Source organism: Marivita sp. (genome assembly GCF_020055675.1).
Classification (GTDB): Bacteria; Pseudomonadota; Alphaproteobacteria; order Rhodobacterales; family Rhodobacteraceae; genus Marivita.
In genome coordinates this window covers 1-12,887 of record NZ_JAIPUS010000046.1, presented here as the reverse complement: position 1 = coordinate 12,887, position 12,887 = coordinate 1, and the positions used below count along the sequence as shown (strand labels likewise).

The following is a 12,887-nucleotide window of genomic DNA, read 5'->3' as shown; positions in this document are numbered from 1 at the left end:
TCTGTCCCATGTCCGCACCTCAATCATTTGGTGCCACATGACGAATCATGATCGATTCCTCTCGGACAAGACCAAGACTGATGGGTGAATCAATTCACCGCATCAGACTTGTGGGTAACTGCAAGGCACACCGGACTGGTACATCCAGCCCCAGACCGGGGCATCGACGTTGTAGATCGGCCAGAGGGTGCGGTTGGTGAACCCGATCTTGCGGCCAACGACATCCTCTCCGCGCCGGGTGCGAAGCGTCCGTATTTCGCCGGCAATGCGGTAGCCATCGTCCAGCGTCAACGCGGGGTCGACATCGCTCAGGGGGGCAACCTGCGTGTTGGTATCGAACGCCGCCAACAAGGCCGCCGCCGGATCGCTGTCAGGCACGATGCGCCCCGTCGGACAGAGATTTCACGAAGGCCAGCACGTCGGAGACCGGTTTGCCGCTGGCCAATTCGCTGACAATGGCAGAGCCGACAACACAGCCGTCCGCGACACCTGCAATCGCTTCGGAGCTTTGTGGCGTCTTTATGCCGAAGCCAACGATCACCGGCAGGTCGGTCTGCGACTTGATGCGCGCGACTTCGGGGCCGACATCGGCGGCCTGGGCTTCGGCGGCCCCGGTGATCCCGGTGATCGACACGTAGTAGACAAAACCGGAGGTGTTTTCGAGAACCTTGGGAAGACGCTTCTTGTCGGTGGTCGGCGTGGCGAGCCGAATGAAGTTGAGCCCGGCGGCTTGCGCCGGGATGCACAGTTCATCGTCTTCCTCGGGGGGCAGGTCGACGATGATCAGCCCATCGATCCCGGCCTCCTTCGCCTGTTCGAGAAAACGCTCCACGCCGCGCGAATAGATCGGGTTGTAATACCCCATCATCACGATGGGGGTGCTGTCGTCACCGGCGCGAAATTGCCGCGCCAGGTCCAGCGTGCGGTCCAGGGTCATCCCGCCCTCGAGCGCGCGCTGACCGGCCAGCTGGATCGCGTTGCCATCGGCCATCGGATCGGTGAACGGCAAACCAAGTTCGATCACGTCAACCCCCGCATCCGGCAGGCCCCTGACCAGTTCGAGCGACGTGTCGAAATCCGGATCACCGGCCATGACATAGGCGACAAAGGCTTTTTTGCCCGCGCTGCGCAGTTCGGTGAATTTTGCGTCGATACGGGTCATGACGGGCTCCTTGCGTGACCGACACCGATTGCCGCAGTTGTCCGGGAAAATCAATGGGCAGGGCGACCTGTTTTTGATTCGTGTCAAAGAGAACTTTTCCCGCGGGCGGTAAACTCCACTTGATTTTATTTCGTCCGGGAGCACCGCATGTCGTCAGTCACCGCAGACACCGCAGACACCGCAGAAACCGCCACATCGGCAAAGACCGCGTCAAATCCGAACGGCACCTCCACATGGGTCGCCTCCGAGAAGGGTCACGCGGCAACTGCGGATCAGGTGCGGCTGGCCTTCGAGACAGGCACATACCCCTATGACCAAAAACTTTCGCGCCAGGAATACGAGGCGGAGAAAGCGGCGCTTCAGGCCGAGCTTCTGAAGGTCCAGCTTTGGGCACAGGATACCGGCGAGAGGTTCGTGATGCTGTTCGAAGGGCGCGACGCCGCCGGCAAGGGCGGCACGATCAAGCGGTTCACCGAACATCTCAACCCCAGGACCGCGCGGGTGGTGGCCTTGAACAAGCCGACCGACCTGGAGCGCGGCCAATGGTACTACCAGCGCTATATCGAACACCTGCCGACCGAGGGCGAAATCGTGCTGTACGATCGGTCCTGGTACAACCGTGCCGGGGTAGAGCGGGTCATGGGGTTTTGCAAACCGACCGAATACCTGGAATTCATGCGCCAGACCCCCGAATTCGAGCGGATGCTCTCGCGGTCGGGCATCCGGCTTTACAAGTACTGGTTCTCTGTCACGCAGGAGGAACAAAAGCGCCGTTTCGCCAGCCGCGAAACCGACCCTCTCAAGCAGTGGAAGCTGTCGCCCATCGACAAGGCGAGCCTTGATAAATGGGACGACTACACCGAGGCGAAGGAAGCCATGTTCTTTTATACCGACACCGCCGATGCGCCCTGGACCATTATCAAATCCGACGACAAGAAGCGCGCGCGCCTGAATTGCATGAAGCATTTCCTGTCGACGCTGGATTACCCCGGCAAGGATTTCGACGTCGCCACACCACCCGATCCGCTGATCGTGGGCGGCGCGGGCCAGGTGATGCAGCGGTCGGATCACATCCTGGGCAAGAGTTTGCACCCCGAGGCCCGCAAGGCGCGCTAGGGGCCGGACCCTAGGCAAAACACTGCCACTCAAGAACATGGCGTCTTGCGTCTCGTGCCGCGGGGTTCTAACCCGGATGGGTATGAAACACTGTCTTGGCGTCCTTGCTCTTGTTTTGATGGCTGCGCCCGCAGGATCGCATCCGCATGTGTTTGTCGAAACCGCCCTGCGTTTCGACATAAATGACCAGTCGGAAATCACCGGCGTGACTGTCACCTGGACCTACGACGATTTTTTCACGCTTCTGATCCTGGAGGACATGGGGCTCGATCCCGATGGCGACGGACAGCTGACCGATGCCGAACTGGACGAGCTGTTCGGTTTCGACCTTGTCGAATGGCCGCCCGGCTTCGAAGGGGATCTCTATGTCACCTCCAACGGCGAGAAGATCGAAATGCCCCGGCCGCGGCCGGTTGGCATCGCAGTCGAAGACGGGCTCATCACCGCCACGCATTCCCGGGACATCCCGAACGTGCCGATCGAGGGTGCCAAAATCCAGCAATACGATCCGACTTACTATGTCGCTTATGATGTGTCGCAAGGCGTGACCACGACCGCGCCGGGCTGCGATGCCACCGTGACCGACCCCGACCAGGCGGCGGCACAAGCGGCGGTTGACAAGGAACTGGACGGCGGATCGATGGAAGACATCTTCAATGAAATGCTTGTCGGCGTTCACTTTTCCGACACGATCACCCTGTCATGCGCACCGCCCTCCAACTAGGCGCGCTGGCCGTTGTCGCCCTGGCGATCTGGCTTTGGGGCTTTGATGGCGCGCGGGTGCTGGAACGCTGGGCCGCCGAGGGACAGCGTGTTGCCCAAAGCGGCATGGCGCAGGCCCTGCGGGCATTGCGGAGCAATGAACCGGGCGCGATCCTGACGCTGATGGCGGTGTGCTTTGGCTACGGGTTCTTTCACGCGGTGGGGCCCGGGCATGGCAAGCTGTTGATCGGCGGCTACGGCTTGGCCAACCGCGTCGCTGTCACCCGTCTGTCGGTGCTCGCCGTGCTGTCGAGCCTTGCGCAGGCGGTCTCTGCAATTGTCATGGTCTATGTCGGCGTCTGGCTCCTGGGCCTTGGGCGCAGGGCGATGGTGGACTCTGCCGAGACCTGGTTTGCCCCGATCAGCTATGCCGCAATCGGGGCCATCGGCATATGGCTTGCCCTGCGCGGCGCGCGGCGCCTTTGGCGCGGCCTCCGGGCCGGGACAGGTGCACCGGATCAAGATCACCGCCACCATCACGCCAGCGACGACGGAACCTGCGCGTCCTGCGGGCATGCGCATGGGCCAACGCCGGGGCAGGCCAGCCAGGTCTCGTCCATCCGAGAGGCTCTGGTCCTGATCGGGGCGATCGCCATCCGGCCCTGTACGGGCGCCTTGTTTCTTTTGATCCTCGCGATCCGCATGAATATCGACCTGGCGGGTATCCTGGGAACGTTTGCCATGGCGCTGGGCACCGCCAGCGTGACGCTGGCTTCGGCCATCGCGTCGGTCACGGTGCGCGAAGGCACGCTGGCCCGGTTCGCGGGCGACCAGCAGACCGCGCGCATTGCCGGGGTGATCGAAACCGGGGCCGGGATCATTATCGCGCTGCTGGCGGCACAATTCCTGATCCGCGCGATCTGAGCGGAAAAGGCTTGCCGCCTGCATGGGGCAAGTTTAACGCACGGTCCATGTTCCCTGCACAGATATCATATCCTGCACATATCCGGTCGCTCCTTGTGCTTGGCCTGCCGCTGGTCGGGGGCCATATGGCGCAGATGGCGATCGGGCTGACCGACACGATCATGGTGGGCTGGTACGGGGCCGAACCGCTGGCCACGGTCACGCTGGCCACGACGCTGTTCATGACTTTGTTTCTCGCCGGATCGGGCTTTGCCTGGGCGGTCATGCCAATGGTGGCAAAGTACCAGGCCGAAGACGACGACCAATCGGTGCGGCGTGCCACGCGCATGGGGTTGTGGCTGTCGGCGCTGTTTTCGGCGCTGGTCTTTCCGCTCCTGTGGTGGTCCGACCCGGTTCTGCGCGCCCTGGGCCAGATGCCGGGGCTGGCCGCCGATGCACAGGTCTACCTGCGGGTGCTGGCTTTCGGCCTTTTGCCGGCGCTGGTGACGATGACACTCAAGAGCTACCTTGCGGCGCTGGAAAGGACCCAGGTGGTCTTCTGGGTCACCCTGGTCGCGGTGCCCTTCAACGCGATGGCCAATTACAGCCTGATCTTCGGCAATCTCGGCGCGCCCGAGCTCGGCCTTCTGGGCGCGGGCATCGCATCACTGAGCACCCATGTTTTCTCGATGCTGGTCGTGCTTGGCTACATCCTGATCTTCGTGCCTGAACACAGCCTCTTCAAGCGCATGTGGAAATCCGACCCCGACATGTTCGTTCAGGTGTTCCGCCTGGGCTGGCCCATCGGCCTGACCACGCTGTCGGAAGTGGGTCTCTTTGCCGCCTCGGCCATCATGATGGGATGGCTGGGAACGATCCCGCTGGCCGCGCATGGCATCGCATTGCAGGTGTCGTCCATGACCTTCATGCTGCATCTGGGCCTGTCCAACGCCGCCACGGTGCGCGCGGGCAATGCCTTTGGCCGATCCGACTGGTCGCATCTCGCACGCGGCGGAACCGTGGCCATGGGGCTCTCGGCGTCGGTGGCCGTGCTGACGATCTTCCTCTTTGTCGGGGCGCCCGAGCTTTTGATCTCGGCCTTTCTGGACCCTGATGATCCCGCCCGCGCCGATATCATCGCCGCCGGTGTGATCCTGATGGCGCTGGCCGCCTTGTTCCAGCTTGTCGATGGCGCGCAGGTCGTGGCGCTGGGTCTGCTGCGGGGCATTCAGGATGCGCGCGTGCCGATGGTGATCGCGGCCATATCCTATTTCGGCGTCGGTCTTCCGGCGGCCTATCTTCTCGGATTCGTCGCGGGATGGGGCGGGCCGGGTGTCTGGATGGGGCTCGTGCTGGGGCTTGCCGTGGCGGCGGTTCTTTTGAATCACCGGTTCTGGTTCCGCATGATCCCCGGTTTGAGCCGCCTTGCAGCCCCTGCGACGAGCGCATAGAAGCGGCGCGAAATTGCAGAAACAGGAGAGACCGGGATGGGCTTCAGGGTAGGAATCGTCGGTTTGCCGAATGTCGGCAAGTCGACCCTGTTCAACGCGCTGACCAGAACAGCGGCGGCGCAGGCGGCGAACTTTCCATTCTGCACGATCGAGCCGAATGTCGGCGATGTCGCGGTGCCGGATGACCGGTTGGACAAGCTGGCCGCGATCGCCAAATCGGCAAACATCATCCCGACCCGCATCACCTTCGTCGACATCGCGGGCCTCGTCAAAGGCGCGTCCAAGGGCGAGGGGCTTGGCAACCAGTTCCTTGCCAATATCCGGGAGGTGGACGCAATCGCCCATGTGCTGCGCTGTTTCGAGGATGATGACGTGGTGCATGTCGATGGCCGCATCGACCCGGTCGCCGACGCCGAAACCATCGAGACCGAATTGATGCTCGCCGATATCGAGAGCATAGAGAAGCGCCTGCAGAATATCACCCGCAAGGTGCGCGGCGGCGACAAGGAGGCGGTCCAGCAGGAACGCTTGATGACCGCGGCAATGGCCATGCTGGAAGACGGCAAGCCCGCCCGCATGGTCGAGGTGGATGCCGAGGACCAGAAAGCCTGGGAGATGCTGCAACTGCTGAGCACCAAGCCGGTTCTCTACGTGTGCAACGTCGCCGAAGCAGACGCCGCCGAAGGCAACGCCCTGTCCGACGCCGTCGGCGAGATGGCCGCAGCGCAGGGCAATCGGCACGTGGTGGTTTCGGCCCGGATCGAGGAAGAGATCAGCCAGCTCGACGCCGAGGAAGCGGCGGAATTCCTGTCCGAAATGGGTCTTGCAGAACCGGGTCTCGACCGCGTGATCCGCGCGGGCTACGAGCTTTTGCACCTGGAAACCTATTTCACTGTCGGCCCCAAGGAGGCGCGCGCCTGGACCGTTCCGGCAGGCACCTTCGCCCCGCAGGCGGCAGGCGTGATCCACGGCGATTTCGAAAAAGGCTTTATCCGCGCGGAAACCATTGCCTATGACGATTACGTGACCCTGGGCGGGGAAAACCCGGCGAAAGATGCCGGCAAGATGCGCGCCGAAGGCAAGGGATATGTCGTCAAGGACGGCGACGTGCTGCATTTCCTGTTCAACACCTAGGCATCGCACCCGTGTGTCGACGGCGGCCGTCAGTGCAAAAGCCTGTGCAGCTGCCCGCTTTCGCCACGGGGCACGCATTCCACAAGACATCATCACGCGCGGACACCTGCGTGTCTGGAACCGCGTGGGCGCCGCCCCGGACACGGGTCACGGACCCGTTCCGCGGAAAAAACAACGCAAGCCGGAAAACCCGCCGTTTTCCCGCGCAAAGACGGCAATTTGGGCTTGTGACCCGCGCACAGCACCCTTAAACGGGTCAGCGGAGACGTGGCCGAGTGGTCGAAGGCGCTCCCCTGCTAAGGGAGTAGGCCCGGAAGGGTCTCGAGGGTTCGAATCCCTTCGTCTCCGCCATCATTATCCGGCAAGTGGCTGATATCCTTCACCTTTCCTTCGGGCCGGGCCGAGACCGCACGGAACGTGGTATGTTGATCGCCTGGCCTCCCTGACAGCCACCACCAGCCGCCTGGACGTGCCCCCTTGCCAAGCGTCGGCGCCGACATGACCGGTTGCGGACAGTCCGAAGTGGTCATTGGTCCTGCACCGGCATCGGATGGCACCGCCTGTAGATCGGGCGGATTCCGGAAGTTCGCTGCTGCGCGGCGTGGCAGGTGTAGCATCATATCAGAAGCGGACGTTCACCCGTGCGACCAAGTCTTACTCTATCCTGCACCAGAAAGGGTGGAACCGGTCGCTCGCTGCGCGGGCGAAGCGTATGCGGATCTGTCGTGACGGAGAACATGGACCGGCATGGTTGAAATGCTCAAGACGTCGTTCCTGCACGACGGCTGAACGACATCCAACATCGCTCCGCGCCTCGCCGTTGCCGACCCATGCGGCGAGACGAACGCGAAACTGCACAGCCCTCGCGGGCTGCCCCCTCCGTGCGACAAGCCCGAGCAAAGAGCTTGTGGCCGATACTTTCGCATCGCGGCCGATCTGCCCGGTCCTGAGCCTCGATGCCTTAGGACGGGTTGTCCAACACCGTGGCAGCAAGTTTCGTAAGGCCTCCTCGCAGGACCTCGATTTGGTGGCCCAGATTGTTCGGGGGGAGGACAGCTTTGGTGATGGTCGTGAGGGAAGTGGTGGGTGCCGAGGCTCACATCGGCGTTTACCCGTCTCATTCGACCGGGATAAGTCCGGACTTATATACACGCGGCGGAACGCCGTGCGCGCCGCGCTCAGCGCAGTCCGAGAAATCCAAGGATGAACAGGACGATTACGACAAGTCCAACAATCCATATAATCTGATTCATGTGCGGCCTCCGATTACGATGCTCTTGGACTTCATGAACATGTGCGTTCCTTTTCTTTCGGCTTCCTGACCTGCCAGGGTGCAGCGGAATGTGTCGGCCCCAGCGGTTTACAAAGACAGAACGGCGGCGGCGGCATCTTGTTCCCATTTATCTTTCGAGCGGTGCCGAGAGGTCACATGTCGCGTGGCATCCTCGTTCTTGTGGGCTCCCGGCCGCGAAAGATCTGCCTGCACGACTGGATTTTTTGGGCCAGAGTGCGTTTCGCCCTCGGCCATGGTTGGGTATCATCGTAACCAAGCGAACACCCGACTGTTAATGACGTTTCTGATGCCCATGCGCGCGAGGAAGTGCCAGCTTCGCCCCCAGCGCCTTCAATCGACTGCTGACGATGCAAATGTTCGGTCGGCACGCCGCCCTCCATTTCGGCCCTTTCATTAAGGCACAGGATTTCTGAGCACATGCAGCCAACTGGAGAAAGGTCCGCACTGCTGTCATCCGGTCGTTGAAAAATACTGCAAGATGCACGAACGGTAGGAAAGTGAAAGCTGCGCTGCGGCGTCATTACTCCCGGGCGATGGCAGGAGTGCGCCGAGCACGTCGAGAAACGCGCCCATGGATCGCGACTTTGCAAACTCCGATTTCTGCGCAGAGCCGACATGCCTTCTGGCACGTCCCTGCCGTGACCAGGTGCTAGTCCGGCCAGCCGGACCCGAGCCAGCGTGCTGCCGTCTCGGCCCATACGGGTGACGCCCCCTCGTGCGGTATAAGAACATGGCGCCCGCCGCAGAGGCGCGCGGGCAAATGTTGCAATGGTCTGCGCCGGGCTTCAACGGGCCGTTGGCCCGCTCAGCGCCGCGCAGTCTCGATCCTGTTTGATTTGGGGCCGCCCAACAGCCCGGGTTCGGAAAATCAAAAGACAAGCGCCGCTGGCGCGTCGTCTTCGCCGGGAACCCGTGTCCTCGGCCTGCTGGCCTGCGGGCCGCACCATGTCCCCGTCTGCGATCCTTTGACTGTCCGCCCCCGGGCCGTGGGTCGGGCTTTGCCCTCACCCACTCTGTTCCGCCGGAAACATGCGTTTCCGGTCAGATCAGATTGGCCGCGGCGCAGCCCATAGGCGGAAAGAGGGGCACGGGGTCCCGCCCGCGAGAGAAACAGGAGGCCACAGATGGCTTACAGATATCAGCCCCCGAAGTTTTGGACCTGCGATTGCGATCGCACCACCGGCGGACACATCATCGCCGGGCATTATTCGGCATGCGTCTATTGCGGCAAGACCCGCGCGAGCTTGAAAGAAATCGTCGTGCCGTCTGGCTTGGGTGGCGTGTTCGCCGTGGAGATCCTCGAGGTGGGGGACGCAGGCGCCAAGGTGCAGGTGGTGGGCAAGACAGGCGGCTTTGACCAGATGCCCCCGTTTGACGTGGCGGTGAAGGACATCGCGCCGCGCTGGAAGCGGGAGGGAAAGGCATGAGCCTGCAGCCCGATTATCACAGTGACGATTTCGCCACCGCCCGGCTCGACGACATGGTCACCCTGCGCGAGGCCGCGCGGGAGGCCCGCGCCGCGCTTTATTCAGCCCTCAATCGGCTGGAGCTGAATGACCTCGATGGCGAGGAAGGCCCGTTCATTGACGATTGCCTTGTGGCCATCGCCATGCTCGAGGAGGCGCTCAAGTGACATTGCAAGAGATCAAGGCAGCCGTGGACGCGGGACACCGCGTTCACTGGGCCAACCCGGGCTATCGCGTCATCCGCGACCGGCTCGGACAATATCTGATCCTCTTCACCCGTACCGGCGATGCCATCGGGCTGACGGATCAGACCGGCATGCGCCTCAATGGCGCGCCGGATGAATTCTTTATCGGCGAGACGGCAGAGGGGGCCGCGCAATGACCAAGGTTCAGATCACGCAAGACCTGCGGCGCGATGACGGCTCAGGCTGGCAGGTGGGCGACGTGGACGGCTGGCAGGTTGCACGGGAATTCGTGCGGCCGCTGGAAAGCTTCGATCCGGATACCGGAAGCTTCACCTATGCACCCGGCCCGGCGATTCCGGGGCCGTGGTGCTACAATGTCACCGGCTTCACCACCCGGCCCGACTGGCCGGAGCATCCCCAGTATGACGGCAATTGCGGGCATGTCGCGCGTAGCGATGGCAGCACGCAGCCCGTGCGCCTATTCGGCCGCACGCTCTTCGTGACGCCCTATGGCACGGAAGATTGGACCCACTGAGCACAGCCGCGCCACCGGAGTCCCCGGCGGCGCGGCGTTCAAACTTTCCGGTCGGCGCGCGGGAGGCTCCCGCTTGCCGACCGGAACGGCGCAAGGCGCCGGATTGCGCGATGGGCGCCAAATGAATGATGATAATCTACATGTTGTGCTAATTTTCTAATAATTCACAACATGATTGACTTTGATCCCCCTTTGTTCCACTCTGAGTCCATCAACAAAGGAGCTGCCCCTATGTCTGATGCCGCTGAACTTCATCACGCCCCGACGGCGCTTCCGCCGACGCAGAAGCAAATCCTCTATGCGCGCCAACTGGCTCTGCAGGCCAACGCCGTGCTGCCCTGGCAGGCGCAGCAGGATCGACGGGCTTTGTCGCGCTGGATCGATGAGCAGAAGGCCGTCGCACGCAATTCGGATGCCGCCCGCCGGCCAACATCCAAGCAGGTCGCTTTTGCCGAGCGCCTGGCCGCGATGAAACGCACCAATGTGCCGGATGAATGCTTCCAGGATCGCCAGCTGATGAGCCGGTGGATCGACAGCCACACCCACTGACACCGTCTGCCTGAGATCGAGCGCCGCCGCCTGGACCTCGATCGCTGCCTCGGCCCGGACTGCTCTGCCCAGTTCGGGCCGCTTTTATTTGAGCTTGCCGTGTGTTGCCCCGGTTGGGTCAACGATATTTGCACGCAGAAAGGCGGCGAGCTCTTCGACTGTGATCCGACCGACAACAACCCCTTCAACCGCTTGAAAAAGCGCGAACTCACCAGCGTCAAAAAATGCCCCGTTGCGCTCCAGGAATGTCAGCGCAGACATCAAGGCCAGACGTTTGTTGCCATCGACCAGAGCGTGCCGCGTGGCGACGCCGTCGAGGAGCAATGCGGCAAGGCTGGCGAGATCCAGGCTTTCGTCATAGCCCAAAGCCGTTCGCGCCCGATCGAAGCCCGCCTGCAGATCTTCTGGGCGCGCGATCTGGAGCTCCTGTCCAATCTCTTTGAAATATTCGGCGTAGTCATCGAGGATGGCCGACAGATCCGGCCAAATGACAGCGCGCATCAGGCCAGCAGGTCGAGGGTTCGGCGAAACCGGGCGCGCATCTTCTTGGCCGCTTCGCGCGTGGCCGCATACTCATCGTCAACCGCCTCGATCGTCACGCGTACGGCTTGACCGGGCTCGACACCAACATGGGTGAGCTCATCTTTGTGCAGGCGGACCATGGCGCTGTTGCCGCTCTTGGCGACTTCTCGCGTGAAGGTCATGGATTGGGCTTTGGGCATGATGGCGTCCTCTTTGAGGGCATATATACGCTCGTAATCACGGGAAATCAAGCCACGGTCGATTGCGGCTACCACCGATAGCGCCGTGGGGATGACCAGGCCATTTCTGTGAGCTGCCACCGGGTCGATCTGGAATTTCTTATGCTCGCACCCCATGCCTTGGCTCTCCTGTTCGCGTGGGTCTCACAACGCAACCTTTGGCGCGGGCCGCGCTTGGCGAACGGGCGCGGTGCCCCCTTCAACCACAAAACCGGTTTCCACGCTGTGGACCCTCCGATTTTGCGGTTGATCGCAGCCCGTCCCGGCCACGGGCGTTTGTCATCGAACCACGCAATGAACAGGAGATAAGATCATGCGGAGCTTCAGCGAATTCCAGATCATCGGCCGGGTTGGCAAACTCAAGGAGGTTGGCCCGACCCTTCGGATCAGCCTCGCCTCGGAATACGGCCGCAAGGACGACCGCGGCGACTTCCAGCAGAACACCTTCTGGAACGAAGTCACGCTCTTCAACGAGGCGACCATCACCTGGGCCAAGGCCAATATCCGCCCCGGCGATATCGTCCACGCCCGCGGCACGATCCGCCAGAGCCAATGGGAGGCCCAGGACGGCTCGACCGTCTACGGCGTCACCCTCGCCGCCGAGCAGATCGACGACTTCAGCCACGATGAGCGCCGCCGGGCTGAGGCGGCCGTCATCGAAGACTGATACAAGGGCGGGCCTTCGGGCCCGCCGTCAAACGCACGTCTGCAGCAACGCAACGCCTCAGCTCAATCCTCGAAATAAGCGACGACATCCATGGACTGGTGCACGATCCCGATAATGGTGATCTCGGCCGGCTGAGACAGATAGAACACCAGATGTTTGCCCTCCCGAAAACACAGGTAGTCGGGGTGGATATCTGGCCTACGCCTGCCAGCGTTCGGATGGTCCGCCAGCCACGCGCAGCGATCCATCACGCCGCGGATGTATCTGTCCATCTGGTCGGCACCCCAATTGGCAAGCGTGTAATCCGCGATCGCGTCGAGGTCGCGCAGGGCGGTTGGCGTTAGCCGATAGCGCTCCGTCATCGATCAGAGCCGGCCGCCCGCGTTCTGGCCCGAGCAATGATGTCATCCGCTGAGGCGTCGACATAGGTGCCGCTCAGGGCCTCCGCGTGCCCAGTGGCAAGATGATCCCTGAGCGTTTCGAGCTTGGTCCGGCGCTCTTCAAGCTCCCGCAGCCCGGCGCGCACAACCTCTGACGCGGTAGCATAGCGTCCCGCCTCAACCTCGCTTTTGATGAATGCCTCCCAATGGGGGCCAAGGGTCATCGAGGTGCTCGCCATGATCGTTCTTCCTTCGCCTATATTCCTTTTGAATATACGGCTAAGCGTGCCGCGGATCAAGCTTGGAAGCTTGAGCAGAGCCCCTCCAAGCCCGGGATCGCCCCGGCGCTTGAAGACCCGCCGGGATGCATCCTGCCCCCGGCGGAAGAGGCAGCCTGAGGGCTGCCAAACGGAATACAGGCCGTTGTTGCAATATGATAGTATTGCAACAATTATGACGAAGCGTCATAACGGAGCTGCCTGTATGAGAGTGGCAAGAAATAGGGGTGATTACTTCACATGGCACGATCCCGCGCCAAACCAGTGAACCGGCTGAGCCAGGAGCAGCGTTTCGCCATCGTGC

The 12,887-nt window shown here is 62.2% G+C and carries 17 protein-coding genes and 1 tRNA gene; 12 read left to right on the top strand and 6 right to left on the bottom strand.

Going from position 1 to position 12,887, the window contains the following annotated elements; translation table 11 throughout:
* Positions 1 to 102: 102 nt before the first annotated feature.
* Entirely contained in the window at positions 103 to 378 is a 276-nt protein-coding gene (locus LCF59_RS16790) for a hypothetical protein (protein ID WP_292288772.1), read from the bottom strand.
* Positions 371 to 1,162: a tryptophan synthase subunit alpha gene (gene trpA, locus LCF59_RS16785; RefSeq protein ID WP_292288771.1), complete on the bottom strand. Its 792-nt coding sequence runs from the start codon at positions 1,160 to 1,162 to the stop codon at positions 371 to 373. The genes LCF59_RS16790 and trpA overlap by 8 nt, the downstream gene beginning before the upstream one ends.
* 147 nt (positions 1,163 to 1,309) lie before the next feature.
* On the opposite strand from trpA, the gene ppk2 reads away from it, so the two are divergent.
* From ppk2 to LCF59_RS16730, 11 genes are all read left to right on the top strand, one after another.
* Positions 1,310 to 2,278 carry a polyphosphate kinase 2 gene (gene ppk2, locus LCF59_RS16780; RefSeq protein ID WP_292288770.1) on the top strand — a complete coding sequence of 323 codons (969 nt, stop codon included), beginning with the start codon at positions 1,310 to 1,312 and terminating at the stop codon, positions 2,276 to 2,278.
* Positions 2,279 to 2,360: 82 nt separating this feature from the next.
* Positions 2,361 to 3,002, top strand: coding sequence for a DUF1007 family protein (locus LCF59_RS16775; protein WP_292288769.1), 642 nt, complete (start codon positions 2,361 to 2,363; stop codon positions 3,000 to 3,002).
* On the top strand, positions 2,981 to 3,904 hold the full coding sequence (locus LCF59_RS16770) for a hypothetical protein (protein ID WP_292288768.1): 924 nt from the start codon (positions 2,981 to 2,983) through the stop codon (positions 3,902 to 3,904). The genes LCF59_RS16775 and LCF59_RS16770 overlap by 22 nt, the downstream gene beginning before the upstream one ends.
* Positions 3,905 to 3,951: 47 nt before the next feature.
* The gene (locus LCF59_RS16765) at positions 3,952 to 5,334 is read left to right on the top strand and encodes an MATE family efflux transporter (protein WP_292288767.1); all 1,383 of its coding nucleotides are present in this window, start codon (positions 3,952 to 3,954) and stop codon (positions 5,332 to 5,334) included.
* A 36-nt stretch (positions 5,335 to 5,370) separates the two neighbouring features.
* Positions 5,371 to 6,468 (top strand): redox-regulated ATPase YchF, encoded by a 1,098-nt coding sequence (gene ychF / locus LCF59_RS16760; protein WP_292288766.1) that lies wholly within the window; start codon positions 5,371 to 5,373, stop codon positions 6,466 to 6,468.
* Positions 6,469 to 6,729: 261 nt separating this feature from the next.
* Positions 6,730 to 6,819 (top strand) — tRNA-Ser (locus LCF59_RS16755).
* Between the two features lie 2,067 nt (positions 6,820 to 8,886).
* Positions 8,887 to 9,189, top strand: coding sequence for a hypothetical protein (locus LCF59_RS16750; RefSeq protein WP_292288765.1), 303 nt, complete (start codon positions 8,887 to 8,889; stop codon positions 9,187 to 9,189).
* Positions 9,186 to 9,395 carry a hypothetical protein gene (locus LCF59_RS16745; protein WP_292288764.1) on the top strand — a complete coding sequence of 70 codons (210 nt, stop codon included), beginning with the start codon at positions 9,186 to 9,188 and terminating at the stop codon, positions 9,393 to 9,395. The genes LCF59_RS16750 and LCF59_RS16745 overlap by 4 nt, the downstream gene beginning before the upstream one ends.
* On the top strand, positions 9,392 to 9,610 hold the full coding sequence (locus tag LCF59_RS16740; protein WP_292288763.1) for a hypothetical protein: 219 nt from the start codon (positions 9,392 to 9,394) through the stop codon (positions 9,608 to 9,610). The genes LCF59_RS16745 and LCF59_RS16740 overlap by 4 nt, the downstream gene beginning before the upstream one ends.
* Positions 9,607 to 9,948, top strand: a complete 342-nt coding sequence (locus LCF59_RS16735; protein ID WP_292288762.1) for a hypothetical protein — start codon at positions 9,607 to 9,609, stop codon at positions 9,946 to 9,948. The genes LCF59_RS16740 and LCF59_RS16735 overlap by 4 nt, the downstream gene beginning before the upstream one ends.
* Positions 9,949 to 10,179: 231 nt before the next feature.
* Complete coding sequence (locus LCF59_RS16730) at positions 10,180 to 10,497, top strand: hypothetical protein (protein WP_292288773.1); 318 nt, start codon at positions 10,180 to 10,182, stop codon at positions 10,495 to 10,497.
* A gap of 84 nt (positions 10,498 to 10,581) precedes the next feature.
* Here the strand turns inward: LCF59_RS16730 and LCF59_RS16725 are convergent, their stop codons facing one another.
* Both LCF59_RS16725 and LCF59_RS16720 read right to left on the bottom strand, forming a co-directional pair.
* Positions 10,582 to 10,998, bottom strand: coding sequence for a type II toxin-antitoxin system death-on-curing family toxin (locus tag LCF59_RS16725; RefSeq protein ID WP_292288761.1), 417 nt, complete (start codon positions 10,996 to 10,998; stop codon positions 10,582 to 10,584).
* Entirely contained in the window at positions 10,998 to 11,375 is a 378-nt protein-coding gene (locus LCF59_RS16720; RefSeq protein WP_292288760.1) for a hypothetical protein, read from the bottom strand. The genes LCF59_RS16725 and LCF59_RS16720 overlap by 1 nt, the downstream gene beginning before the upstream one ends.
* 196 nt (positions 11,376 to 11,571) lie before the next feature.
* Between LCF59_RS16720 and LCF59_RS16715 the strand changes: the two genes are divergently transcribed.
* A complete protein-coding gene (locus LCF59_RS16715) occupies positions 11,572 to 11,925 on the top strand; it encodes a single-stranded DNA-binding protein (protein ID WP_292288759.1) in 354 nt (117 codons plus the stop codon).
* Positions 11,926 to 11,987: 62 nt separating this feature from the next.
* Here LCF59_RS16715 and LCF59_RS16710 read toward each other — a convergent pair whose 3' ends face one another.
* Together LCF59_RS16710 and LCF59_RS16705 are read right to left on the bottom strand one after the other, a co-directional pair.
* Positions 11,988 to 12,287, bottom strand: a complete 300-nt coding sequence (locus LCF59_RS16710) for a type II toxin-antitoxin system RelE/ParE family toxin (protein WP_292288758.1) — start codon at positions 12,285 to 12,287, stop codon at positions 11,988 to 11,990.
* The gene (locus tag LCF59_RS16705) at positions 12,284 to 12,544 is read right to left on the bottom strand and encodes a type II toxin-antitoxin system ParD family antitoxin (protein WP_292288757.1); all 261 of its coding nucleotides are present in this window, start codon (positions 12,542 to 12,544) and stop codon (positions 12,284 to 12,286) included. The genes LCF59_RS16710 and LCF59_RS16705 overlap by 4 nt, the downstream gene beginning before the upstream one ends.
* Positions 12,545 to 12,887: the final 343 nt, after the last annotated feature.